The sequence below is a fragment of the Mitsuaria sp. CC2 genome, from assembly GCF_048957715.1.
Classification (GTDB): Bacteria; Pseudomonadota; Gammaproteobacteria; order Burkholderiales; family Burkholderiaceae_C; genus Roseateles.
Genome location: NZ_JARVXN010000031.1, coordinates 159,135 through 181,304, shown reverse-complemented (window position 1 = coordinate 181,304; position 22,170 = coordinate 159,135). Strand labels below are relative to the sequence as shown.

The following is a 22,170-nucleotide window of genomic DNA, read 5'->3' as shown; positions in this document are numbered from 1 at the left end:
CCAATAATCCGGCGCAGCCACCAGGAGAAGATTGCATGGACGCCCCCGTGAAGAACGCCAACACCGAAAAAGCCAAGGCCTTGCAGGCCGCCCTCGCCCAGATCGAAAAGCAGTTCGGCAAGGGCTCCATCATGCGGTTGGCCGAAGGCGAGAAGATCGAGGACATCCAGGTCGTCTCCACCGGCTCGCTGGGCCTGGACATCGCGCTGGGGGTCGGCGGTCTGCCGCGCGGCCGCGTGGTCGAGATCTACGGGCCGGAATCCTCGGGCAAGACCACGCTGACGCTGCAGGTCATCGCCCAGATGCAGAAGCTGGACGGCGTGTGCGCCTTCATCGACGCGGAACACGCGCTGGACGTCCAGTACGCGCAGAAGCTGGGCGTCAACCTGCAGGAACTGCTGATCAGCCAGCCCGACACCGGCGAGCAGGCGCTGGAGATCGTGGACTCGCTGGTGCGCTCCGGCTCGGTGGACTTGATCGTGGTCGACTCGGTCGCCGCGCTGACGCCGAAGGCGGAACTCGAAGGCGAGATGGGTGACTCCCTGCCGGGCTTGCAGGCCCGTCTGATGAGCCAGGCGCTGCGCAAGCTGACCGCCACCATCAAGAAGACCAACTGCACCGTCGTCTTCATCAACCAGATCCGGATGAAGATCGGTGTCATGTTCGGCAGCCCGGAAACGACCACCGGCGGCAATGCGCTGAAGTTCTACGCCTCGGTGCGCCTGGACATCCGTCGCATCGGCTCGATCAAGAAGGGCGAGGAAGTCATCGGCTCCGAGACCAAGGTCAAGGTCGTCAAGAACAAGGTGGCGCCGCCGTTCAAGACGGCGGAGTTCGACATCCTCTACGGTGAGGGCATCAGTCGCGAAGGCGAGATCATCGACATGGGCGTGGCCAACAAGATCGTCGAGAAGGCCGGCTCCTGGTACGCCTACGGCGGCGAGAAGATCGGGCAGGGCAAGGACAACGCGCGAGAGTTCCTGCGTGAGAACGCGGACCTGGCGGTCGAGATCGAAAACAAGATCCGCGAGTCGCTGGGCATTCCGTTGCTGGGCACCGCGCCCGGCGATGCCGCCGAGTAAACGCGCTGCTGGACAACCGCTCTCGCTGAAGGCGCGGGCGGTCACCTTGCTCGCGCAGCGCGAACACAGCGCGGTGGAGTTGCGGCGAAAGCTGCTGCGCATCGCGCGTGATCGCGATCAGGACCCGTCGATGGACGTCGACGGCGACCCGGTCGATCTCGTCGATGAAGTCGAGGCTGTCCTGGTCTGGCTCAAGTCGAGTGGTTATCTCGAAGAGACGCGCTTCGTCGAATCTCGCATCCATGTGCGCTCACTGCGCTTCGGCCAGCGTCGCATCGAGCAGGAGCTCGCCCAGCACGGCTTGAGCATGAATGCAGACCAGCGGTCGGCGCTCGCCTCGGGAGAACTCGAGCGAGCTTGCGAGTTGCTCAGGCGAAAATTTGGGAGCGGCCCCGCGACCGATCCTTCCGATGTAGCCAAACGCATGCGCTTCCTCATCGGACGAGGCTTCGACTCCGATCTGGCGCGCAAGGCCTTGCGGCAGGTCGCCGCTGACGCCTGAAAGAGCGACAGCGCCTGAAACTCGCCGAAACTTCGTGCGTCACGAGCACCTTGCGGCGTGCTGACAGGCCCACGCCGGTGCGCGTCTCAACCGCGCCAAAGGCTTGATGCAACGCAGCATGCTACATTTTCGGCTTCGCAAAACAGCCCGCCGGCGTTCGTCCGCGGGCGTGTTTTCGCGTGTTTGCATCGGTTTTATGTCTTCCTCCGCCTCCCCCGAGCGCCATCCACCGCATCCTCGTCGTTCCGTCGACGCGCGGTCCTATGGCCGCGACGACGGGTGTCTTGCCGCGAGGGGTCGACTGGATCCGGCGTTGCAAACCTCTTCTCCGAGCCGGCACCGCGGCGTGTCCGCGGCTCCGGCTGCTTCTTCCTGATTCATCCATCAAGCGAGACCTCCCTATGAAGATTCACGAGTACCAGGGCAAGGAAATCCTGCGCCAGTTCGGCGTGCCGGTGCCGCGCGGCATTCCCGCGTTCACGGTGCAAGAGGCGGTCGAAGCCGCGCAGAAGCTGGGCGGCCCGGTCTGGGTGGTCAAGGCGCAGATCCACGCCGGCGGTCGCGGCAAGGGCGGCGGCGTCAAGGTCGGCAAGAGCCTGGATGACGTGAAGTCGCTGTCCGAGCAGATCCTGGGCATGCAACTGGTCACGCACCAGACCGGCGCGGCCGGCCAGAAGGTCCGTCGCCTGTACATCGAAGAAGGCGCGGACATCAAGAACGAGCTGTACATCTCGCTGGTGACCGACCGCGGCACCCAGAAGGTGGCCTTCATCGCGTCGAGCGAAGGCGGCATGGACATCGAGGAAGTCGCCCATTCGACGCCCGAGAAGATCATCACGGAGTACATCGATCCGCTGACCGGCATCACGACCGAGCAGTCCAAGAAGATCGCCGCGGCCATCGGCCTGAGCGGCGCTTCGGTGGACCAGGCCGTCGACCTGTTCGCCAAGATGTACAAGTGCTACATGGACACGGACGCGTCGCTGGTGGAGATCAATCCGCTGAACTGCGACTCCAAGGGCAACCTGATGGCGCTGGACGCGAAGTTCAACTTCGATGCCAACGCCCTGTTCCGTCACCCGGAAATCGTCGCCTACCGCGACCTGGATGAAGAAGACGCGGCAGAAATCGAAGCCTCCAAGTTCGATTTGGCCTACATCTCGCTGGAAGGCAACATCGGCTGCCTGGTGAACGGCGCCGGTCTGGCCATGGCCACCATGGACACCATCAAGCTGTTCGGCGGCGAGCCGGCCAACTTCCTGGACGTCGGCGGCGGCGCGACGGCGGAGAAGGTCACGGAGGCCTTCAAGATCATGCTGAAGAACCCCGAGGTGAAGGGCATCCTCGTGAACATCTTCGGCGGCATCATGAAGTGCGACACCATCGCCGAGGGCGTGATCACGGCCTGCAAGGCCGTCAACCTGAGCGTGCCGCTGGTCGTCCGCATGAAGGGCACCAACGAGGAGCTGGGCAAGAAGATGCTGGCCGAGTCCGGCCTGCCCATCATCGCCGCCGACACCATGGCCGAAGCCGCGACCAAGATCGTCGCCGCCGTCAAGTAAGCCGAAGACCCAGCCAAGGAATACGACATGAGCATCTACATCAACAAGGACACCAAGGTCATCACCCAGGGCATCACGGGCAAGACCGGTCAGTTCCACACCCTGGGCTGCCAGGCCTACGCCAACGGCAAGAATGCGTTCGTTGCCGGCGTGAACCCGAAGAAGGCGGGCGAGAAGTTCTCGGACATCCCCATCTACGGCACCGTGAAGGAAGCCGCCGCCCAGACCGGCGCGACCGTGTCGGTGATCTACGTGCCGCCCGCGGGCGCTGCTGCCGCGATCTGGGAAGCCGTCGAGGCCGACCTGGACCTGGCGATCTGCATCACGGAAGGCATCCCCGTCCGCGACATGCTGGAAGTGCGCAACAAGATGAAGGCCAAGGAACTGGCCGGCGGCAAGAAGACGCTGCTGCTCGGTCCGAACTGCCCCGGCCTGATCACGCCCGACGAGATCAAGATCGGCATCATGCCCGGCCACATCCATCGCAAGGGCCGCATCGGCGTGGTCTCGCGCTCCGGCACGCTGACCTATGAAGCGGTGGCGCAGCTGACCGAGATCGGTCTGGGCCAGTCGTCGGCTGTCGGCATCGGCGGTGACCCGATCAACGGCCTGAAGCACATCGACGTGATGCAAGCCTTCAACGACGATCCGGACACCGATGCCGTCATCATGATCGGCGAGATCGGCGGACCGGACGAGGCGGAAGCCGCCCGCTGGTGCAAGGCCAACATGAAGAAGCCGGTGGTCGGCTTCATCGCGGGTGTGACCGCGCCTCCCGGAAAGCGCATGGGCCACGCCGGCGCGCTGATCTCCGGCGGTGCCGACACGGCCGATGCCAAGCTCGCCATCATGGAAGAGTGCGGCTTCACCGTGACGCGCAACCCGTCCGAAATGGGCAAGCTGCTGAAAGGCCTGCTGTAAGTAGCAGGAAAAACCTGATGCAGGGGACCGTTGCTGCGTAATTTCACGCACTGCGGGTCCGGGGGGCGGGCGCGGACAATCCCACCGCATCCCCCGAACCAATGAAGGGGCCCGTCGGGCCCCTTCCTTCGTTTGCCCCTCCAACGCTTTAGACTGGGCCCTCGTTGTGCGAGGCCCGGCGCGGGTTCCCTCCATGGAAATGCTCACCAGCCCCGAGTTCTGGCTTGCCGTCGGCCAGATCATCCTGATCGACATCCTGCTGGGTGGCGACAATGCGGTCGTCATCGCGCTTGCCTGCCGCAAGCTGCCACCCAATCTGCGCACCAAGGGCATCCTTTGGGGCACGGCCGGTGCCATCGTGCTGCGCGTCGTGCTGATCTTCTTTGCGCTGACGCTCCTCAAGCTGCCGTTCCTGAAGCTCGTCGGCGGCGTGCTGCTGCTGTGGATCGGCATCAAGCTGCTGATCCCCGAGGCCGACGATGACCACGAAAAGCTCGAAGCGAGCGACAAGCTCTGGGGCGCGGTGAAGACCGTCATCATCGCGGACTTCGTGATGAGCCTGGACAACGTGATCGCGATCGCCGGCGCCGCCGAAGGCGCGGGCGGTCAACATCAGATGCCGCTGGTGATCTTCGGCCTGCTGGTGTCTATCCCCATCATCGTCTGGGGCAGCCAATTGGTCATCAAGCTGATGGACAAGTTCCCGATCGTGATCACGCTCGGTGCGATGCTGCTGGGATGGATTGCCGGCACGATGCTGGTGACCGATCCGGCGTTGAACAGCTGGGTGCCGATGCAGCCGGGCAGCAAGCCGGGTACGACGGAAGTGCTGCCGCAGGTGTATTACGCCCTCGGTGTCGGCGGCGCGCTGTTCGTCCTGCTCGTCGGCAAGCTGCTGGCCGCGCGTCGGCCGGCACAGGCCTGACGAAAGGCCTGCCATGTCATGAGCGCCTCCGGCTTCCTGAAGCGACTGCTGGGCCGAGGCGCGTCTGACGACGGGGGCCTGGGTGCGTCCGATACCCAGCCGACGACGCTGCCGATGCCGCGCGCGGCCGGTGTGGCGCTCGACGATTACGAGATCGGTGAAGAAGTCGGTCGCGGTGCGATGGCAGTGGTCCATCGCGCCGTGGACCGCCGCAGCGGTCGGATCGTCGCGATCAAACGTCTGGCCTTGCAGCGCGAGTTTGCGCCGGAGGACCTGGTCGACGTTCGCGACCGCTTCATGCGCGAGGCCAGTGCCGCCCGGCACCTGGATCATCCCGACATCCTGCGCGTGCTGGACGCTGGCGAATGCGCCGGTGAAACCTGGATCGCGATGGAATATGTCGTCGGACAGGACCTGAGCCACCATACGCGACCCGGCCAGCTGTTGCCCTTGCGCGAAGTGCTGCTGCTCGGCGCGCGCCTGGGGCGGGCTCTCCAGTACGCCCACGGACACGGCGTCGTCCATCGCGACATCAAGCCTGCCAACGTGATGCTGGAACGCGAATCCGGCAGCGTGAAGATCATGGATTTCGGCATTGCGCGGGTCGCGGATGGCAGTCGGACGCGAACAGGGTTGGTCCTGGGCACGCCGTCCTACATGTCGCCGGAGCAACTGGCCGGCCTGCAGGTGGATGGGCGCAGCGATCTCTACTCGCTGGGCGCCATGCTGTTCCAGCTCCTGACCGGGCATCTGCCGCATCAGACGGAATCGATGGCCACATTGATGCACCAGATCATGAACCAGCCGGCGCCGGACGTCCGGCGGCTCCGTCCCGACTTGCCGGAATCGCTGGCCATGGTCGTGGCGCTGTCGCTGGAGAAACGCCCGGAATTGCGCTATCAACGCGGCGACACGCTGGCGCAAGATCTGGAGTCAGTGCTGAGCCAGATTCCGGTGGCATTGGCCAATAGCACGGGCGCCACACCTCCCCCACCGGCGGGTCAGGCATTCGAGCAAACTTTGCGGCTACAGTCCCAAGGCGCAGTGCACAATCCCCTTCCCCCAGCCGATCCCGCCAGCAAGACATGACCCTGGAGTTCTTCAGCGCCACCGATACCGGTCGTGTGCGCGACAACAATGAAGACTCGGTCGCCCTGGAACCGGGCGTCGGGCTCGCGGTGCTCGCGGACGGCATGGGCGGGTACAACGCCGGTGAAGTAGCCAGCCAGATGCTGACGACCTTCATCAAGTCGGAGCTGGGGCGTTGGCTGGCCGAAGCCGGCCAGCACGCGACCGACATCGATGTGCGGCGAGCGATGGACATCTGCGTCGACAACGCCAATCGCGCGATCTTCAACGCCGCCAACACCAATCCGCGATACGCGGGCATGGGCACCACGCTGGTTCTGGCGGTTTTCCGGGAGCAGAGTCTGCTGCTTGGGCACGTGGGCGATTCACGAGCCTATCGTTTTCGCGAGGGGCAGCTCGTGCAACTGACGCGTGACCATTCGTTGCTGCAGGAACAGCTCGATGCAGGTCTACTGACGCCAGAAGAAGCCGTCTTCAGCAGCAACAAGAATCTGGTCACGCGGGCCGTCGGCGTCGAGGATACGGTGATGCTGGAGGTGCATCAGCATGAGCTGCTGCCGGGCGACCAGATCCTGTTGTGCAGCGATGGCCTCTCCGACATGGTCGATGACGTGAGCGTGGCACAGGTGCTTCAAAGCCACAGCGATCTGCCGGAAGCGGCGCAAGCGCTTGTGGACACGGCCAATGACATGGGCGGCAAGGATAATATTGCGATCGTTCTGGTTCGCGCCGAAAGTCGCACCAAGCCATGGGCGTGGTGGCCATTCAGTCGCAACAATGGGCGCCGTTGAGGCGGCCCTCTACAAATAAAGACAGGACTCGAGGTCAAGCATGGGCAAGCTGGTGGTGTCGCTCGACGGGGTGGTGATCAAGGAAGTTCAGATCACCAAGGACAAGACCACGCTCGGCCGGCGGCCGTACAACGACATCGTCATCGACAACCTGGCGGTCAGCGGTGAACACGCCGTGCTGCAGATGGTCGGTGCGGACGTCTTCATCGAGGACTTGAACTCGACCAACGGCACGTACATCAACGGCAAGGCGATCAAGAAGCAGTTGCTGTCGCACAGTGACGTGATCGAGGTCGGCAAGTACAAGATCAAGTTCCTGATCGAGGACAACGCCGATTACGAGAAGACCATGATCTTGCGGCCGGGGACCGCGCCCAGCAGCGGTTTCGGATTGCCGTCCTCATTTGGCGGCCTGGGTCCGGCGCCGGTGTCCACGGCGCCAGCCGCGATCAAGGTCCTGAATGGACCTGCCGCGGGCCGCGAGGTGTCACTGACGAAGGTCGTGACGACGGTGGGCAAGCCGGGTGTGCAGGTGGCGTCCATCACCAAGCGACCGAGCGGTTATGTCTTCGCGCACGTCGAGGGCGGTGCCCGGCCGGTGGTGAACGGCGCGCCGTTGACGGCCGAATCTGTGCCTCTGAAGAACGGCGACGTGATCGAACTGGCGGGCACGCAGATGCAGTTCGTGCAGGCGTGATCGACATTCCACGATGAGAAGGGGCCGGAAGGCCCCTTTTTGTTGCGCGGCCTGAAAGTCTGCGACCGTGGTTTTGACGCGCCATCGTGTATCGAGATGATTCGCCCTTGTCCGGCGATCACCTACACGCGTGCAGGTTTTCACGGCATCAGCGCAGGGTCTCGTAAGCGACCGCAATAAATCTTCGAATCGAGGATTCGGCGCTTAGCGCCGCGCGATGGTGCCTCTACAGTCTCCGGCATGAAGATTCGCGTGCTTGGTTGCGCCGGGGCCCTGGCGGCCGGCTACAGGACCACCTCCTTCCTGCTCGACGACGATGTGCTCATCGACGCCGGCAGCGGCGTCGCCGAGCTCACCGTCGATGCCATGGTGAAGGTCGATCACATCCTGGTCACGCATTCGCATCTCGACCATGTGTTGGCGATTGGCCTGCTGGCCGACACGGTGCAGCGCAGGCGCGCCCATGAGGGCCGCGCACCCGTCCAGGTCCATGCGCTGCCTGAGACGCTGCAGGCGCTGCGCACCCACGTTTTCAATGGCGTGATCTGGCCCGATTTCACCCGCCTGCCGTCGGCCGAACGGCCCGCGCTGACTTTCCATGAGTTCGCCGTCGGCGATCATCTCGAACTGGGTGTCGGTCGTCGCGTCGAAGTCATCAGCGCCGCCCATACGGTGCCGGCGGTGGGCTTTGCTGTCGATGGCGGCGGCAAGGGTCATTGGGTGTTCACCGGAGACACCGGCCCGAATCCCGCCCTCTGGCAGCGCCTGTCCGAAATCAAGGTGGCGCATCTGATCATCGAGTGCGCGTTCGGGGACGACGAATGCGGTCTGGCCGGTATCAGCAAACACCTGTGCCCAACCACGCTGCGGGAAGAGCTTGCCAAGCTGGGGGGCGCGATCGATGTGCACATCACCCACATCAAGCCCGGCGAACGTGCCGCAGTCATGGATGCGGTCATGGGACTGCGCACGGCACACCGGATCTCTGCCCTCGAGAACTTCCAGGAGTTCACGTTGACCTGAGGCGCAAGTGGTTCCTGATGCCCGCAGCCCGCGTTGGAGAAGATCCGCCGCGGGCTGTAGCACTTCCAGGGGGGACCGTTGGCGAGGTCTGACAAACCTTGTCAGGGACAGCGGAGGTGACAGATTGCGGCGGGCGTCGGCTGACAAAAAACGTCACTTGAAGTTGGCCAAAGCTCGGCAGGGTGTGAAGTGGTGCACGGATTGAAGAAGAAAAGGGGTTGGCACGGGCCCTGCGTACAACAGCTTCGTCTCTACCCCCACTTCCTCTCTGGAGTTTTTATGAAGCGCGTTCAACAAGGTTTCACCCTGATCGAACTGATGATCGTCGTGGCGATCATCGGTATCCTGGCTGCCGTGGCTCTGCCGGCTTACTCCGACTACATGAAGAAGTCGAAGATGAGCGAAGTCATGACCGCCCTGTCGTCGCCGAAGACGGCCATCCAAGAGTTCGTCACCACGACCGGCGCCTTCCCGTCGGCGACCCAGCTGGACCTGCCCCCGGTCAGCAGCAAGTACGTCAACCAACGTGCCTACACCCAGAACGGCAACACCGGCGGCACGATCACCGTGACGTCGCAGAACATCGGCACGGGCGCTGACGGCACCCTGACCCTGATCGGCGTGGTCACTCAAGCCAACATCAACCAAGGTGCTGAATCGATCCAGTGGACCTGCACCCCGGGCGCCGGCATCCAGAACAAGTACCTGACGGCTGCTTGCAAGACGACCTGATTGATCTGATCACGCGGCTCGCACGAGCCTGAGATCCAAAGAGGAGCCCTTCGGCTCCTCTTTTCGTTTTCCGGATCCGGTATCTTCACGGCAGCATCACTTCCCATGTCGACGGCCCCCAACTTCTCCTTCCGCGCGGTACCCATCGCCGCGATCACGGCCGGCGCGCTGTGGCTGATCCCGATCCTGCATGCGGTGTCGCCGGTCCCATGGACGGCTCACGACTTCACGCGCCTGGGTCAGTTGCTCGTGATCGCGCTGGCCGCGCTCACGTGGGCGCACGGGCCGACGCCGGCGCTGCCGCGCTCCGCTGTCGAACGCTTCGCCCTGCTGGCCTTCGCCCTTTGCGTGGCGGTCTCCAGCCTGTTGTCTGCCTCCCCGATGGCGGCGATCCGTGAGGTCCTGCTCTTCGCCGCGCTTCTGGTCGTCGCCGACGCGTCCGCGCGCAGCGTCTTCCGTCAGGGCAGCGACTGGACCTTGCGTGTCATCGCATTCGGCACGCTGGGTTATGGCGTCCTGGTGATCGCCATGGCGGTCGTGGTGCTGCTGAGCGGACAGACCATTGCCGGCTGGGAGCTGCTGACAGGGTTCGACAACCCACGGTTCCTCAATCACGCGCAGACCGTTGCCGTGCCATTGGCCGCTGCGGTGTCACTTCAACGCGGTGCTTCGCGCGGCATGCGCGCCGTCGGCGTGGCAGCGACATTGGCCAGTGGCGCGCTTCTCTACATCTGCGAGGGCCGAGCGACGGTGTTGGGGCTGCTTGTGGGCGTGGTCGCCGCCATGCTGCTGCTGCGCGGAGCGTCGGCACGCCGTTATGCAGTGGCGCTCATCGTGCCGCTGGTGCTTGGCGCCCTGGCCATGGGACTGCTGTGGCAGCTCGCGCCGCAGACGGTCGGCGGCGTCGGTGGCGACGGTTACGGCAAGCTCCATTCGCGCGACTACCTCCTGGGCATCGCGCTCCACATGACGCAGGGCGCCCCTTGGTTCGGCGTCGGTCCGATGCATTACGCGCATGTGATCAACACGAAGGCCGCTCACCCCCACAACGTCTACGCGCAGTGGTTCGCCGAGATCGGTATCCCTGCGACGCTGCTGGCCGCGTTCCTGTGCGTGCGTGTGATCGGGCGCTGGCTCCGGACGCTGCGCAGCTTGCCGGTCGAGCGGGCGCCACTTGCGGCCGCGCTGTGGACGGCATTGATCGCGATGCTGGTCGACGGCCTCTTTTCAGGCAACTTCGTCATGCCGGTGTCGCAGCTGTGGATTGCGCTGTTGATCGGCCTTCTGATGGCGGTCCACCGCCAGCACGACAGCCGTGCCGACGGTGCCCGGTCCGGTGCCGCAGCCCCGGAGGACGCTCCGTCCGTCACCGCAGGGCGCATCGGCCGCGCCGTCAATCTCGTCGTCGTCGCGGCGATCCTCGTTCTGGTGGCGGTGTCGTTCGATGAGGCGTTGCACAGCGTGTCCCCGCAACTGCCCGGCAGTCCGTCGACGGATGCAGGGAGAATGGCGCCTCGATATTGGTCCTACGGATGGTTCTGAACCGATGAACTGGTCGCTCCGCCTGCGCGCCGCGGGCATTCACCTCATGTCCAGCCTGATCGTCGCGGCCATCGCCGCTTCGGTCGTCTTCCTCGTCTGGTACCCCTGGCCTTATCGGATCATCTCCGGTGGCGAGGACCTGTTCCTGCTGCTGATCAGCGTCGACATCGTCATGGGTCCGTTGATCACGCTGGCGATCTTCAACATCAAGAAGCCGCGCAAGGAGCTCAAACGCGACTTGTCGATCATCGTGGTGCTTCAGCTGGCGGCGCTGGGCTTCGGCCTGCACACGGTCTACATGGCACGCCCGGTGGTGCTGGCGCTCGAGGTGGACCGTTTCCGCGTGACGACGGCAGTGGGGGTGGTGGAGGCCGAGCTGGCGAAGGCGCAGGAGGGCTTCCGCGAGTTGTCGCTGACCGGCCCGCGTCTGGTCAACACCGCCACGCCGACCGAGGAAGAGCGCTACGACGCGATCATGCTCGGCATGGCGGGTGCGGATCTCGGCACGCGTCCCACCTTCTGGCGGACCTGGGACGACAGCGCCCGGGCGCGCGTGCGCAAGGCGGGCAAGCCCGTGAGCCAGTGGCTGTCCGAGACCAAGGTGCCCGCGGCCACAAGGGCGGCGGTCGTCGATGCGGTAGCCAGAACCGGCAAGTCGGCCGAGCAGCTGCTCTACCTGCCGATGCTGGCGCGCCGCAACGACTGGTCAGTGTTGGCCGACAGCACCAGCGGCGACCCGGTCGGCTTCGCCCCCATCAACGCGAACTGACACCGGCCTGGGCCCGACGGGGGCGTTAGAGTTCCGCCCTGTCCCCACGACCGCCCGCACCTCCATGACGCTCGCTGCGACGGCCCGCGCCGCCGATCTCTCTTCGACTGAACCGGCCCCCCATCGCCAGGTCCTCGTCCTCCTGGGGCTGCTCGTCGGCGTCACGCTGGCACCGCTGATCGCCTACAACCAGACCCCGTCGGCCACGCTGTACAACCAGCTGGCGGCTTTCGCCGGCGTCGGATTGTTGGTGGCGGGTCTGGCGTGGGGTCGCTCGCTGACGGTTGGCTGGCGCTTCGACGGCGTGTCGCTGGCGTTGCTGTTGATGACGATGGTCGCCGCCGCCGCGCCGTTCACGCACGGGCTTCCCTGGTCGATGGCGCTGACGAGCATGGCGATGCTGCTGGGGGCTTGGGTAGCTGTCCAGGTCGGCCGCGCCGTGGCGAGCGAGTTGCGCGACGCGGTGTTGACGCTCTTCTGCATCGCACTCGTCGGCGCGGGCTTGCTGAGCGTGGTGGTCTGCATCGTGCAGATGTTTTTCCCGGAACTGGCCAACGGGGTCATCATTGCCCGATCCGGCGTCGTGGGAAGCGCCGTCGGGAACATGCGACAACCCAACCACCTCGCCAGCCTGCTGATGTGGGCTTGCGTTGCGGCCGTCTGGCTGGAGCAGTGCGGCTGGCTGGCCCGGCGACTCCGCAGCGCGCTGGCGGGTACGGCGGCGCTGTACGTGATGCTGTTCCTGTTCGTGTTCTGTGTGGTGCTCAGCGGCTCTCGGACCGGATGGATCGGTATTGCCCTGCTGGTGATCTGGGGCGCCGTTGATTGGCGGCTGTCGCCACGCGTCCGGGTCGCCTTGGGATCCACGGCGCTCATGTTCGGGATCTGCTGGGGCCTGATGGACCTGTACGCCGCAGGGGGACATCACGCCTTCCGTGCCCAGTCGCGGCTTTCCGACGAAGGGGCCGGCTCACCGTCGCGTCTCGCGATTCTGAAGAACGCCGTCGGTCTGCTCGCTCAATACCCGCTGACGGGCTCGGGGTGGGGAGATTTCAACCTCGCCTGGACGTTGACGCCTTTCCCGGATCGCCCGGTCGCGTTCTTCGACCACACGCACAACCTCGAGATGCAACTGCTCGTCGAGATGGGTCTGCCGTTGGGCCTGCTGACCTTGGCCCTGCTGGCCTGGGGCTTGGCCGCCGGACTCTGGCGCGCGATCAAGGGCGGTCCGGCGGGGCACTGTGCCGGCATGCTCGTGGCGATGATCGGCGTTCACAGTCAGGTCGAATATCCGCTCTGGTATGCCTACTTCCTGCTGCCCGCCGCCCTGGCGTTTGGGCTGTGCTGGGCGAGCCCGCGCGCGGCCGGTGTCTCGAAGCGTAGCGCGCCGACGCAATCCGAAACCGCATCGCCCCGCCGACGGCCGGCGCTCGCCGTGCTCGGATTGGCGATCACGGCGGCGGTGCCGCTGGTGGTCGTCGACTACCTGCGCATCGTCCACATCTATGCGCCGCCGGTGGGCGCGGCGTCGCTTGACGACCGGATCATGGCGGGACAACGCTCCCCGCTGTTCGCATTGCAGGCCGACTATGCGGAGGCAACCGTGCAACCTCCCGGCGCGGTGGCGCTCGAAGCGTCACGGCAGACCGGTCATCACTTGATCGACACGCGCTTGCTGATGGCGTGGGCAAAGTCGCTCGACGCGGTGGGAGAAACCGACAAGGCCCGGTATCTGGTGTCGCGCCTGCGCGAGTTCCGAAACCCTGCCAGCGAAGAATGGCTGGCTGAATGCGACGACGTGGCGGCGCTCGGTGCCGCGGCGAAGCCGTTCCAGTGCGAGCCGCCAGAGAGGGACTACAGCTTCCGCGAACTACGCTGATCGCCGCGAATCGTATCGACGAGAGGCGGCCGGTCGACGGCAGGACGCTGCACTCAGACCTCGGCGTGCCACTCGCCCGACTTGCCGCCCTGCTTTTCCAGCACGCGAATCTGCTCCATCACCATGCCGCGATCCGCCGCCTTGCACATGTCATAGACGGTGAGCAGGCCGACCTGCACGGCCGTCAGCGCTTCCATCTCGACGCCAGTTCGTCCCAACGTCTCCACCTGTGCGGTGCAGATCACCGCGCTGCCGGCTTCATCGAGTTCGAACTCGACGGCCACGCGGGTGATGGGAAGCGGGTGGCAGAGCGGGACCAGATCGGAAGTTCGCTTCGCGGCCTGAATGGCGGCGATGCGCGCCACGCCGATGACATCGCCCTTCCTGGCGTTCCCATCGCGGATCAGGATCAGGGTCTCGGGCTTCATCCGGATGCGGCCTGCGGCCCGAGCCACGCGGTGCGTGACATCCTTGCCGGACACGTCCACCATGTGGGCCTGTCCGTTGGCGTCAAAATGGGTCAGAGGCGAGCTCATGAGCGCGGCAACAATCGCGAAACTGAAGAGGCGTCATCATAGTTCCGGCCTTGGAGATCCCTTGAAGCGAACGACCCCCATTCCCTTCACCCGGCGCTGCCTGGCGGCGCTGCTCAGCGTTGCGTTGCTCGGCCAGGGCGCCGTCGCGCAGGTGAACCTGCCGGCCCTTGGCGATTCGGTGTCCGCCGACGTCAGCATCAGCGCCGAAAAGAAGCTCGGCGATCAGGTCATGCGGCAGATCCGGCCAGACCCGGACTATCTCGACGATCCGCTGCTGCTCGAGTATGCGCAGAACACCTGGCAGCCTCTGGTGGATGCAGCGCGTCGCCTCGGCAACATCAGCGATGACACCAGCGACCGCTTCGCCTGGGAACTTTTCCTGGTCCGCGACCGGTCAGTGAACGCCTTTGCGCTGCCTGGCGGCTATGTGGGCATCCATCTGGGCCTGATCGCGATGACCGGCGCGCGCGATGAGATGGCGTCGGTGATGGGCCATGAGCTGTCGCATGTCACGCAGCGCCACATCGCGCGCAGCATCGTCGGAGACGCCCGCACCAGCGCGCTCGCCACCGTCGGCTTGCTGCTGGGGATCCTTGCCGCGGCGAAGAGCCGCAGCATCGACGGCGCCCAGGCGGTGATCGTCGGCAGCCAGGCGGCTGCGGCACAGGCGCAATTGAACTTCTCGCGCGACATGGAACGCGAGGCCGATCGCGTCGGTTTCCAGGTCATGACGCAGGCTGGCTACCAGCCGGCGGGCATGGCCAGCATGTTCGAGCGCATGGAACAGGCTTATCACCTGATGGATTCCGGGCAGTACCCCTACCTGCGCAGCCACCCGCTGACCAGCGAACGCATCGGCGAAGCGAAGGCTCGACTGGGCACCAGCAGCCAGGCGAAGCTGGTCGGCACGCCGGAGCACGCCTTGATGGCCGCGCGGGCGAAGGTGCTGATGGATCAGAGAACCGATCCTTGGCGGGTGCTGCAGGGATTGGACGCCGGATCGCGCGCCGGGGAAAAGAACATCGACCAGTTGGCGGCCCGCTATACCAGTGCGCTGGCGTCGATCAAGCTGCGCGATTTCTCCCGCGCGGAGGCCACCTTGAAGACGGCCGATGCGCTGGCCGGGCTCCTGGGCGCCGACCCAGGCGCGAAGCGTTTGCTGGTCTACGCGCATGCCGAGCTGGAGGTCGCTCGCGGTCGACCCGAGGCCGGCTTCGCCGCCCTCGAGCCGCTGAAGAACGAACGCTCGCGTCCGATGCTCATGATCCGTGCCGATCTGGCGCAGGCGGACTCGCGGCCAGAAGTGAAGCGCGAAGCGGCAGAAGCCTTGCAGACGCATCTCGCCTTGCATGCACAGGACGCGCTCGCGTGGCAGGAAAGCGGCACCTTGTGGCAGCAGCTCGGTCAGCCGTTGCGTTCGCTGCGGGCTCAAGGCGAAACCCGAGCCGCGCTCGGCGACATCACCGGTGCGATCGACCGGCTCGCATCTGCGGAACGCCAGGGCCGGGCCAGATCGGCCGACCAGTTCGAGGCGTCGGTGATCGACTCGCGCCTGCGTGACCTGCGCTACGAACGTCGCCAGATGCTCATGGAGATGTACCCGCGCGGCGTGCCGCCCGGCGCGGAACCCTGACCACCCGGCTCGTCGCCTACTCGCTTTCCGGGAACAGGCGTTCGATCAGGACGTCGATCGCCATGCCGCACAGCGAGTAGATCAGCGACCCGATCAGGGCCGCGCCGAAGCCGGCGACGGTGAAGCCGTCCAGCACGCTGGCCGTCGCCCAGAACAGCAGCGCGTTGATGACGAAGAGGAACAGCCCCAGCGTCAGCAGCGTGACCGGCAGGGTGAGCAGCACCAGCACCGGCCGCAGGATGGTGTTGAACAGGCCCAGTACGAAGGCCGCGATCAGCGCGGTGACGAAGCCCTTCACCTGGACGCCGGGATAGAGATGCGCCACCAGCAACAGCGCGGCGGCCAGCAGCATCCAACGGGTCAACGTTTTCATGCGCTCAGCATACCGGCATCGATCATCAGGAAAATACGAACTTGAAATCTAGGACAACGCAGGATAATTAGAACCTTCCGAAGGGGGAGTAGCCGCGCGGCGCAGGCCGCGGCAGACGCCCGTCAAGACGTTGCCGTGAAGGCAGCCGGGCTCTGCACCTGATGCCGGACTCGCCAGGTCCTCCGACCGCGAGCCTGCATCAGCCTTGCAAGACCCTTCGATCGCAGCGCGCCGGCTTCAGGGCGGCGCATTGCCTTTGAAACCGGGATGGCGAATGCTCGCCCTCCCTTCTTGCAAGGAGCTCTCATGAGCACGATCGTTCCCATGTGGCTGTGGGTGGCATTCGTCGGCATCGTCGTGGTGTCGCTGATCCTGGACTTCGTCGTCCTGCGCAAGCAGGGCGCTCACGACGTGGGCGTGAAGGAGGCGATCAACTGGTCGCTGGTGTGGGTGGCGCTGAGCGTCGCCTTCATGGGCCTGCTCTGGTGGGCCGTGCGCGACGGCACCGGCAGCACTGAACTGGCCAACACCAAGGCGCTGGAGTTCATCACCGGCTATCTCATCGAGAAATCGCTGGCGGTCGACAACATCTTTGTCTTCCTGATGATCTTCACCTACTTCTCGGTGCCATCGGCCTACCAGAAGCGGGTGCTCATGATGGGCATCATCGGCGCCATCGTGCTGCGCACGGTGATGATCCTGGTGGGCGGCTGGCTGATCGCGCAGTTCCACTGGATCCTCTACCTGTTCGGCGCCTTCCTGCTGATCACCGGCATCAAGATGTGGTGGGCGGCCGGCAAGGAACCCGATCTCGAGGACAACCCTGCGCTGAAGCTGCTTCGACGCGTGCTGCCGGTCAGCAAGAACTTCGACGGCGAACGCTTCTTCACGCTGGAGAACGGCAAGCGCATCGCCACGCCGATGCTGCTGGTGATCGCACTGGTGGGCATGACCGACGTGATCTTCGCGGTGGACTCGATCCCGGCGATCTTCGCGATCACCAATGACCCGTTCATCGTGCTGAGCTCCAACATCTTTGCGATCCTGGGCCTGCGCGCGATGTACTTCCTGCTGGCCGCCATGGCGTCCAAGTTCCATCTGCTCAGCTACGGCCTGGCGGTGGTGCTGGTATTCATCGGCGCCAAGATGATGCTGATCGACGTGATCAAGATCCCGGTGCTGCTGTCGCTGGGCGTGGTGGTGGCGATCCTGGCCATCACGATGATCTGGAGCTTGCGCACCGCGCCCAAGCTGCCGGAGCATCATTCGGAAGCGCCTTCGAAGGCTGCCGACTGAACTCCGCCCGCACCGGATCCGGGCGAACTGCCCGGTCCGGTGTTCACAGATCCTTGAAACCCGCGCGACGCGCCTGCGTCCCGCGGGTTTTGTGCTTTACAGAACAGAAACAGGGACGTCGCGAGTTCGCCACGCGGAAAGCCTGCGGAACAGCAATTCTTTGACACACTCAAATGAGAATGCTTAGCATTTGCGGCCTTTGAGTCCTCGCCGGCCTCAATCACCCGCCACCGCCAGCCAGACGCGACAGGGAGGGGCCGCCACCGTACGCCGTGATGCGTCGGGACGACGCCGCCATCACGCGCAGCCAGCCGAGCCAGATTTCCTACAAGAACTTCCCCTCGGAGCTCGAATCCATGTCCCGTTACATCAAGAGCCGCAAACATGCGGTGGCCCCGCTGGCCGCACTGGCCGCCTCCCTGACCCTCCCGCTGGCTCACGCCGCCGAAGCGCCCGCCCCGGCCCCGGCCGATGCGGCGACCGCCTCCGCTGCCGCTTCGCCCTACCTGCCGCAGGTGAAGGTCGACGGCACTGCCCAGTCCGCCTACAAGTCCGACAAGAGCGCGTCCTCGAAGATCACCCAGCCGCTGCTGGAAACGCCCAAGACGATCTCGGTGATCAAGAAGGAAGTGCTGCGCGAACAGGGGGCCGTGTCGTTGATCGACGCGCTGCAGAACACCCCGGGCATCACGATGCAGCTGGGTGAGAACGGCAACACCTCCGCCGGCGACACCTTCCAGATGCGCGGCTTCTCGGCCAGCACCTCGACCTTCGTCGACGGCATCCGCGACCTGGGCGCGGTCACGCGAGACGTGTTCAACCTCGAGCAGATCGAAGTCGTGAAGGGCCCGTCGGGCGCCGACACCGGCCGTGGCGCGTCCGCCGGCTACATCAACCTGATCAGCAAGCTGCCCCAGATCGAGAACTCGATCGACGGCGTGATCACGATCGGCGACGCGAGCCGCAAGCGCGCCTCGATCGACGTCAACCAGAAGGTGATGGACAACACCGCCGTCCGTCTGAATGCCGTGTGGCAGGACAACGGTGTCCCGGGCCGCGACATCGTCGAGCGCAAGACGCACGCGATCGCGCCGGGGATCGCCTTCGGTCTGAACACGCCGACGCGCTTCTTCCTGTACTCGCAGCACGTGCGCCAGAACAACGTGCCGGACGGCGGCATTCCCGCGATCGGCTGGGAAGGCTTCACGGTGGCGAACCCCGCGGCCGGCGCGACGCCCGCCGCCATCGCGGGCCTGAACGCGCTGAAGACGGCCTCGAAGGTCGACACCGACAACTACTACGGCAGCCGCAACGACCGCGAGAAGGTCAAGGCCGACATGGTCACGGCCAAGCTGGAGATGGACATCGGCAACGGCCTGACGGTGCGCAACACCTCGCGCTACGGTCGCACCCACATGGACCGCGTGATCACCGGCATCATCGGCATCACGAACGTGCCGGGCACCGGCGCCGCCGCCACCGTGGTGACCGGCGATCCGTCGACCTGGCAGATCGCCCGATCGCGTCAGCGCGTGGACCAGACCAACGAGATCCTGGCCAACCAGACCAGCATCAACGCCGCGTTCGCGACCGGCGGCATCAAGCACGACCTGTCCACCGGCGTCGAGCTGATGTACGAAAGCCAGGACAGCCGCGGCTTCGGCACGACCGCGCAGACGATCAACGGCGTGAGCTATGCCGCTATCGCCAACCCGCCGGCCAACCTCTACAACCCGAACGCGAACGACGTGCTGGGCACGCCTTACGCCACCGGCGCCGACAGCGAAGGCAGCACGATCACGCAGGCGATCTACGCGCTGGACACGATCGCCGTGACCGACGCGCTCAAGCTCACCTTCGGCGTGCGCACCGAGCACTACAAGATCAAGACGACGACCGGCAGCGTCACCACCGGCACCGGCCCGCTGGGCAACACGATCACCACGACCAAGCTCGGGGCGGGCAAGTGGATCACGAGCTGGAACCTCGGCGCCGTGTACAAGCTGGCCGAGAACGGCACGGTCTACGCCGCCGCCGCCAACTCGCTGACGCCTCCCGGCAGCGCCAACTTCACGCTGAGCAGCTCCGGCCAGGCCGGCACGGCCGCCGACGCGCAGGAGACGACGAACTACGAGCTGGGCACCAAGTGGGACCTGCTCAACAAGCGCCTGAACCTGACCGCCGCGCTGTACCGCAGCGAGAACGACGGTCAGGTGAGCGTGGACGCGCTGACCAACGTCGCGACGCAAGGCGGCAAGACCCGCGTGCAGGGGATCGAGCTGGCCGCCGTCGGCCAGATCACCAACTTCTGGCAGATCACCGCCGGCGTCCAGACCATGGACACCAAGCAGATCAACCAGCGCAGCGCCTCCACCGCGACCAACCCGAACCAGACGGTGACGGACGGCGTGCGTTGGACGCCGAAGTGGTCCGCCACGCTGTGGACCTCGTACCAGTGGAACGACTGGACGGGCGCCGTCGGTGCGCGCCATGTGTCGGAGCAGAAGCGCGTGATCACCGTCGCCGCCGCCCCTTCGACCGGCCTGCCGGAACTGCCGGCCTACACCGTGATGGACCTGATGGGCGCCTACCGCGTCAACAAGAACGTCTCGCTGCAGCTGAACGTGACCAACGTGTTCGACAAGAAGTACATGAGCTCGTTGAACAACGGCGGCGGCCGGCTGGTGCTGGGCGCTCCGCGCGCGGCGACGCTGTCGGCCAACATCGGCTTCTGATCGACGCCTGAGCGTTTGAGGTAGCGTACGGCCGGCCCGTCCCTGTCCTCGCAGGGGCGGGCCGTCGTCCGTCCTCACCTCCTGAATTAATTCGATCCGGACATGCTTCTTCACATCCCCGAAGTGCTCAGCAAGCAGGACGTGCGCGAGATGCGCCAGCTCCTGGACGCCGCCGACTGGACCGACGGTCGCGCGACCGTGGGCGAGCAGGGCGCGAAGGTCAAGCAGAACCGGCAGCTGCCGGTCGAGCATCCTGCCGCGCGCGAGATCGGCGCGCACATCCGCGCGGTGTTGGCGCGGCATCCGCTGTTCATCTCCGCGGCGCTGCCGCTGCGAACGCTGGCGCCGCTGTTCAACCGCTACGAGGGCGGCGAGCATTACGGCTTCCACGTCGACGGCGCGATCATGCGCCAGCAGGGCAGCGACCAGCCGCTGCGCAGCGACGTGTCCTCCACGCTGTTCCTGAGCGAGCCCGACGAGTACGACGGCGGCGAGCTCGAGGTCGTCGACACCTACGGCACGCACGAGGTGAAGCTGCCGGCGGGCGACCTCATCGTCTATGCGAGCACCAGCCTGCATCGCGTGACCCCGGTGACGCGCGGCGCGCGGATCTGCTCGTTCTTCTGGACGCAGAGCCTGATCCGGCAGGACTGGCAGCGGGCGATGCTGTTCGAGCTCGACCAGACTATCCAGAAACTGCGTGGCCGACTCGGCGACGACGCCGAGACGACCGCGCTCACCGGCCACTATCACAACCTGCTGCGCCTCTGGGCCGAGACATGAGCGGACCCAAGAGCGCCAATCCAGCCGGCCGGGCCGGCAGCGCCGCGAAGCGTTCCGGCTGGCTGAAGCAGCTGCACCAGTGGCACTGGATCAGCTCGGCGATCTGCCTGATCGGCATGATCCTGTTCGCCGTCACCGGCATCACGCTGAACCACGCCGCCGACATCGAGTCCAAGCCGGCCATCGTCAGCAAGACCGCGCAACTGCCGGGCGAGCTGGCTGCGCCGCTGAAGCCGGCATCCGCCGACGAGGCCGACAGCAAGGCGCCAGTGCCCGCCCCGGTGCGCGCGTGGCTGACCAGGGAACTGGGCCGTGCGATCGACGGCCGCGAAGCCGAGTGGAACCGCGACGAGATCTACCTCGCGCTGCCACGCCCCGGCGGCGACGCCTGGATCCGCATCGCACGCGACAGCGGCGAGGTCGAGTTCGAGGACACCGACCGCGGCTGGATCTCCTACCTCAACGACCTGCACAAGGGTCGCTATGCCGGCGTGGCCTGGAGCTGGTTCATCGACATCTTCGCCGTCGCCTGCCTGCTGTTTTCCATCACGGGCCTGCTCATCCTCAAGTTCCATGCGGCCAGCCGTCCCAGCACCTGGCCGCTCGTCGGCCTGGGCCTGGTGATCCCGGCGCTGCTGGCGCTGCTGCTGATCCATTGATTTCCTTTCCGCTCCGAGCCGCCGCCAGGATCCTCCCGACCTTCAACCGAGACTCGACCATGAATCGCTCCGCAAGTCGTACCCTCCTCCAGCTCGGTGCCCTCGGCACGCTGGGCACCCTGGCCGTCGGCTCGTCCGCCTGGGCCGCCACCGTCCAGCTCAAGCTGGAAGTGCCGCGCCTGAACGTCGCCGAGTACCACCGTCCCTACATCGCCGTGTGGGTCGAGAAGGCCGGCGAGTCCGGCCCGGCCGTCGCGCAGCTGGCCGTCTGGTACGACACCAAGAAGCAGAACAACGCCGGCACCAAGTGGCTCAAGGACATGCGCCAGTGGTGGCGCCAGGGCGGCCGCAACCTGACGGTGCCCGCCGACGGCGTGACCGCCGCGACACGCGCCCCGGGCGAGCACGTGATTTCGCTGGACACCAGCGCCGCGCTGGCCGCGCTGCCTCCGGGCAAGTACGAGGTGGTCGTCGAGTCCAGCCGCGAGGCGGGCGGCCGCGAAGTGCAGCGCCTGCCGCTGACCTGGCCGGTGAAGGCCGCCGCGACGGCGAAGGCGCAAGGCGAGCACGAGCTCGGCGCGCTGGAACTGACGGTCAAGCCCTGATCGCGTCGCGACAGGCACCACGACAAGACACGGAGG

General features: G+C 65.7%; 21 protein-coding genes. 19 read left to right on the top strand and 2 right to left on the bottom strand.

Features of this window, described 5'->3' with window-relative positions:
* Window positions 1–35: 35 nt before the first annotated feature.
* From recA to PV762_RS21190, 13 genes are all read left to right on the top strand, one after another.
* Window positions 36–1,082 carry a recombinase RecA gene (gene recA, locus PV762_RS21250; RefSeq protein WP_421036992.1) on the top strand — a complete coding sequence of 349 codons (1,047 nt, stop codon included), beginning with the start codon at window positions 36–38 and terminating at the stop codon, window positions 1,080–1,082.
* Window positions 1,083–1,128: 46 nt separating this feature from the next.
* A complete protein-coding gene (locus tag PV762_RS21245) occupies window positions 1,129–1,584 on the top strand; it encodes a regulatory protein RecX (RefSeq protein ID WP_421036991.1) in 456 nt (151 codons plus the stop codon).
* Window positions 1,585–1,985: 401 nt separating this feature from the next.
* Window positions 1,986–3,146 (top strand): ADP-forming succinate--CoA ligase subunit beta, encoded by a 1,161-nt coding sequence (gene sucC / locus PV762_RS21240; protein WP_421036990.1) that lies wholly within the window; start codon window positions 1,986–1,988, stop codon window positions 3,144–3,146.
* 27 nt (window positions 3,147–3,173) lie between these two features.
* Window positions 3,174–4,067, top strand: a complete 894-nt coding sequence (gene sucD, locus PV762_RS21235) for a succinate--CoA ligase subunit alpha (RefSeq protein WP_297524421.1) — start codon at window positions 3,174–3,176, stop codon at window positions 4,065–4,067.
* Between the two features lie 193 nt (window positions 4,068–4,260).
* Complete coding sequence (locus tag PV762_RS21230; RefSeq protein ID WP_421036989.1) at window positions 4,261–4,992, top strand: TerC family protein; 732 nt, start codon at window positions 4,261–4,263, stop codon at window positions 4,990–4,992.
* Window positions 4,993–5,010: 18 nt separating this feature from the next.
* On the top strand, window positions 5,011–6,081 hold the full coding sequence (locus PV762_RS21225; protein ID WP_421036988.1) for a serine/threonine-protein kinase: 1,071 nt from the start codon (window positions 5,011–5,013) through the stop codon (window positions 6,079–6,081).
* Window positions 6,078–6,872, top strand: coding sequence for a Stp1/IreP family PP2C-type Ser/Thr phosphatase (locus PV762_RS21220; protein ID WP_421036987.1), 795 nt, complete (start codon window positions 6,078–6,080; stop codon window positions 6,870–6,872). Before PV762_RS21225 ends, PV762_RS21220 begins: the two co-directional genes overlap by 4 nt.
* Window positions 6,873–6,912: 40 nt before the next feature.
* A complete protein-coding gene (locus PV762_RS21215; protein WP_421036986.1) occupies window positions 6,913–7,569 on the top strand; it encodes an FHA domain-containing protein in 657 nt (218 codons plus the stop codon).
* A gap of 240 nt (window positions 7,570–7,809) precedes the next feature.
* On the top strand, window positions 7,810–8,592 hold the full coding sequence (locus PV762_RS21210; RefSeq protein WP_421036985.1) for an MBL fold metallo-hydrolase: 783 nt from the start codon (window positions 7,810–7,812) through the stop codon (window positions 8,590–8,592).
* 279 nt (window positions 8,593–8,871) lie between these two features.
* A complete protein-coding gene (locus PV762_RS21205; protein ID WP_421036984.1) occupies window positions 8,872–9,324 on the top strand; it encodes a pilin in 453 nt (150 codons plus the stop codon).
* 105 nt (window positions 9,325–9,429) lie between these two features.
* Window positions 9,430–10,866, top strand: coding sequence for an O-antigen ligase family protein (locus PV762_RS21200; protein WP_421036983.1), 1,437 nt, complete (start codon window positions 9,430–9,432; stop codon window positions 10,864–10,866).
* A 4-nt stretch (window positions 10,867–10,870) separates the two neighbouring features.
* Window positions 10,871–11,635 carry a TfpX/TfpZ family type IV pilin accessory protein gene (gene tfpZ, locus PV762_RS21195; RefSeq protein ID WP_421036982.1) on the top strand — a complete coding sequence of 255 codons (765 nt, stop codon included), beginning with the start codon at window positions 10,871–10,873 and terminating at the stop codon, window positions 11,633–11,635.
* Window positions 11,636–11,699: 64 nt separating this feature from the next.
* Window positions 11,700–13,514 (top strand): Wzy polymerase domain-containing protein, encoded by a 1,815-nt coding sequence (locus tag PV762_RS21190; protein ID WP_421036981.1) that lies wholly within the window; start codon window positions 11,700–11,702, stop codon window positions 13,512–13,514.
* Between the two features lie 53 nt (window positions 13,515–13,567).
* On the opposite strand, the gene moaC is transcribed toward PV762_RS21190, so the two are convergent.
* On the bottom strand, window positions 13,568–14,050 hold the full coding sequence (moaC, locus tag PV762_RS21185) for a cyclic pyranopterin monophosphate synthase MoaC (RefSeq protein WP_421036980.1): 483 nt from the start codon (window positions 14,048–14,050) through the stop codon (window positions 13,568–13,570).
* Window positions 14,051–14,111: 61 nt separating this feature from the next.
* On the opposite strand from moaC, the gene PV762_RS21180 reads away from it, so the two are divergent.
* On the top strand, window positions 14,112–15,683 hold the full coding sequence (locus tag PV762_RS21180) for a M48 family metalloprotease (RefSeq protein WP_421036979.1): 1,572 nt from the start codon (window positions 14,112–14,114) through the stop codon (window positions 15,681–15,683).
* A gap of 16 nt (window positions 15,684–15,699) precedes the next feature.
* On the opposite strand, the gene PV762_RS21175 is transcribed toward PV762_RS21180, so the two are convergent.
* The gene (locus PV762_RS21175) at window positions 15,700–16,056 is read right to left on the bottom strand and encodes a phage holin family protein (RefSeq protein WP_421036978.1); all 357 of its coding nucleotides are present in this window, start codon (window positions 16,054–16,056) and stop codon (window positions 15,700–15,702) included.
* Window positions 16,057–16,362: 306 nt separating this feature from the next.
* On the opposite strand from PV762_RS21175, the gene PV762_RS21170 reads away from it, so the two are divergent.
* The 5 genes from PV762_RS21170 to PV762_RS21150 all read left to right on the top strand — a co-directional run bounded on the left by PV762_RS21170 (window position 16,363) and on the right by PV762_RS21150 (window position 22,134).
* Entirely contained in the window at window positions 16,363–17,352 is a 990-nt protein-coding gene (locus tag PV762_RS21170) for a TerC family protein (RefSeq protein WP_421036977.1), read from the top strand.
* Window positions 17,353–17,708: 356 nt separating this feature from the next.
* A complete protein-coding gene (locus tag PV762_RS21165) occupies window positions 17,709–20,087 on the top strand; it encodes a catecholate siderophore receptor Fiu (protein WP_421036976.1) in 2,379 nt (792 codons plus the stop codon).
* Between the two features lie 102 nt (window positions 20,088–20,189).
* The gene (locus PV762_RS21160) at window positions 20,190–20,870 is read left to right on the top strand and encodes a Fe2+-dependent dioxygenase (protein WP_421036975.1); all 681 of its coding nucleotides are present in this window, start codon (window positions 20,190–20,192) and stop codon (window positions 20,868–20,870) included.
* Complete coding sequence (locus tag PV762_RS21155; protein WP_421036974.1) at window positions 20,867–21,529, top strand: PepSY-associated TM helix domain-containing protein; 663 nt, start codon at window positions 20,867–20,869, stop codon at window positions 21,527–21,529. Before PV762_RS21160 ends, PV762_RS21155 begins: the two co-directional genes overlap by 4 nt.
* A gap of 59 nt (window positions 21,530–21,588) precedes the next feature.
* Window positions 21,589–22,134 (top strand): DUF2271 domain-containing protein, encoded by a 546-nt coding sequence (locus PV762_RS21150; protein ID WP_421036973.1) that lies wholly within the window; start codon window positions 21,589–21,591, stop codon window positions 22,132–22,134.
* Window positions 22,135–22,170: the final 36 nt, after the last annotated feature.

What these genes read in the sequence shown, in the direction of transcription:
- recA (WP_421036992.1), top strand. Translation starts at nt 36, where the DNA reads ATGGACGCCCCCGTGAAGAACGCCAACACCGAAAAAGCCAAGGCCTTG.
- sucC (WP_421036990.1), top strand. Translation starts at nt 1,986, where the DNA reads ATGAAGATTCACGAGTACCAGGGCAAGGAAATCCTGCGCCAGTTCGGC.
- sucD (WP_297524421.1), top strand. Translation starts at nt 3,174, where the DNA reads ATGAGCATCTACATCAACAAGGACACCAAGGTCATCACCCAGGGCATC.
- PV762_RS21230 (WP_421036989.1), top strand. Translation starts at nt 4,261, where the DNA reads ATGGAAATGCTCACCAGCCCCGAGTTCTGGCTTGCCGTCGGCCAGATC.
- PV762_RS21225 (WP_421036988.1), top strand. Translation starts at nt 5,011, where the DNA reads ATGAGCGCCTCCGGCTTCCTGAAGCGACTGCTGGGCCGAGGCGCGTCT.
- PV762_RS21220 (WP_421036987.1), top strand. Translation starts at nt 6,078, where the DNA reads ATGACCCTGGAGTTCTTCAGCGCCACCGATACCGGTCGTGTGCGCGAC.
- PV762_RS21215 (WP_421036986.1), top strand. Translation starts at nt 6,913, where the DNA reads ATGGGCAAGCTGGTGGTGTCGCTCGACGGGGTGGTGATCAAGGAAGTT.
- PV762_RS21210 (WP_421036985.1), top strand. Translation starts at nt 7,810, where the DNA reads ATGAAGATTCGCGTGCTTGGTTGCGCCGGGGCCCTGGCGGCCGGCTAC.
- PV762_RS21205 (WP_421036984.1), top strand. Translation starts at nt 8,872, where the DNA reads ATGAAGCGCGTTCAACAAGGTTTCACCCTGATCGAACTGATGATCGTC.
- PV762_RS21200 (WP_421036983.1), top strand. Translation starts at nt 9,430, where the DNA reads ATGTCGACGGCCCCCAACTTCTCCTTCCGCGCGGTACCCATCGCCGCG.
- tfpZ (WP_421036982.1), top strand. Translation starts at nt 10,871, where the DNA reads ATGAACTGGTCGCTCCGCCTGCGCGCCGCGGGCATTCACCTCATGTCC.
- PV762_RS21190 (WP_421036981.1), top strand. Translation starts at nt 11,700, where the DNA reads ATGACGCTCGCTGCGACGGCCCGCGCCGCCGATCTCTCTTCGACTGAA.
- moaC (WP_421036980.1), bottom strand. Translation starts at nt 14,050, where the DNA reads ATGAGCTCGCCTCTGACCCATTTTGACGCCAACGGACAGGCCCACATG.
- PV762_RS21175 (WP_421036978.1), bottom strand. Translation starts at nt 16,056, where the DNA reads ATGAAAACGTTGACCCGTTGGATGCTGCTGGCCGCCGCGCTGTTGCTG.
- PV762_RS21170 (WP_421036977.1), top strand. Translation starts at nt 16,363, where the DNA reads ATGAGCACGATCGTTCCCATGTGGCTGTGGGTGGCATTCGTCGGCATC.
- PV762_RS21165 (WP_421036976.1), top strand. Translation starts at nt 17,709, where the DNA reads ATGTCCCGTTACATCAAGAGCCGCAAACATGCGGTGGCCCCGCTGGCC.
- PV762_RS21160 (WP_421036975.1), top strand. Translation starts at nt 20,190, where the DNA reads ATGCTTCTTCACATCCCCGAAGTGCTCAGCAAGCAGGACGTGCGCGAG.
- PV762_RS21155 (WP_421036974.1), top strand. Translation starts at nt 20,867, where the DNA reads ATGAGCGGACCCAAGAGCGCCAATCCAGCCGGCCGGGCCGGCAGCGCC.
- PV762_RS21150 (WP_421036973.1), top strand. Translation starts at nt 21,589, where the DNA reads ATGAATCGCTCCGCAAGTCGTACCCTCCTCCAGCTCGGTGCCCTCGGC.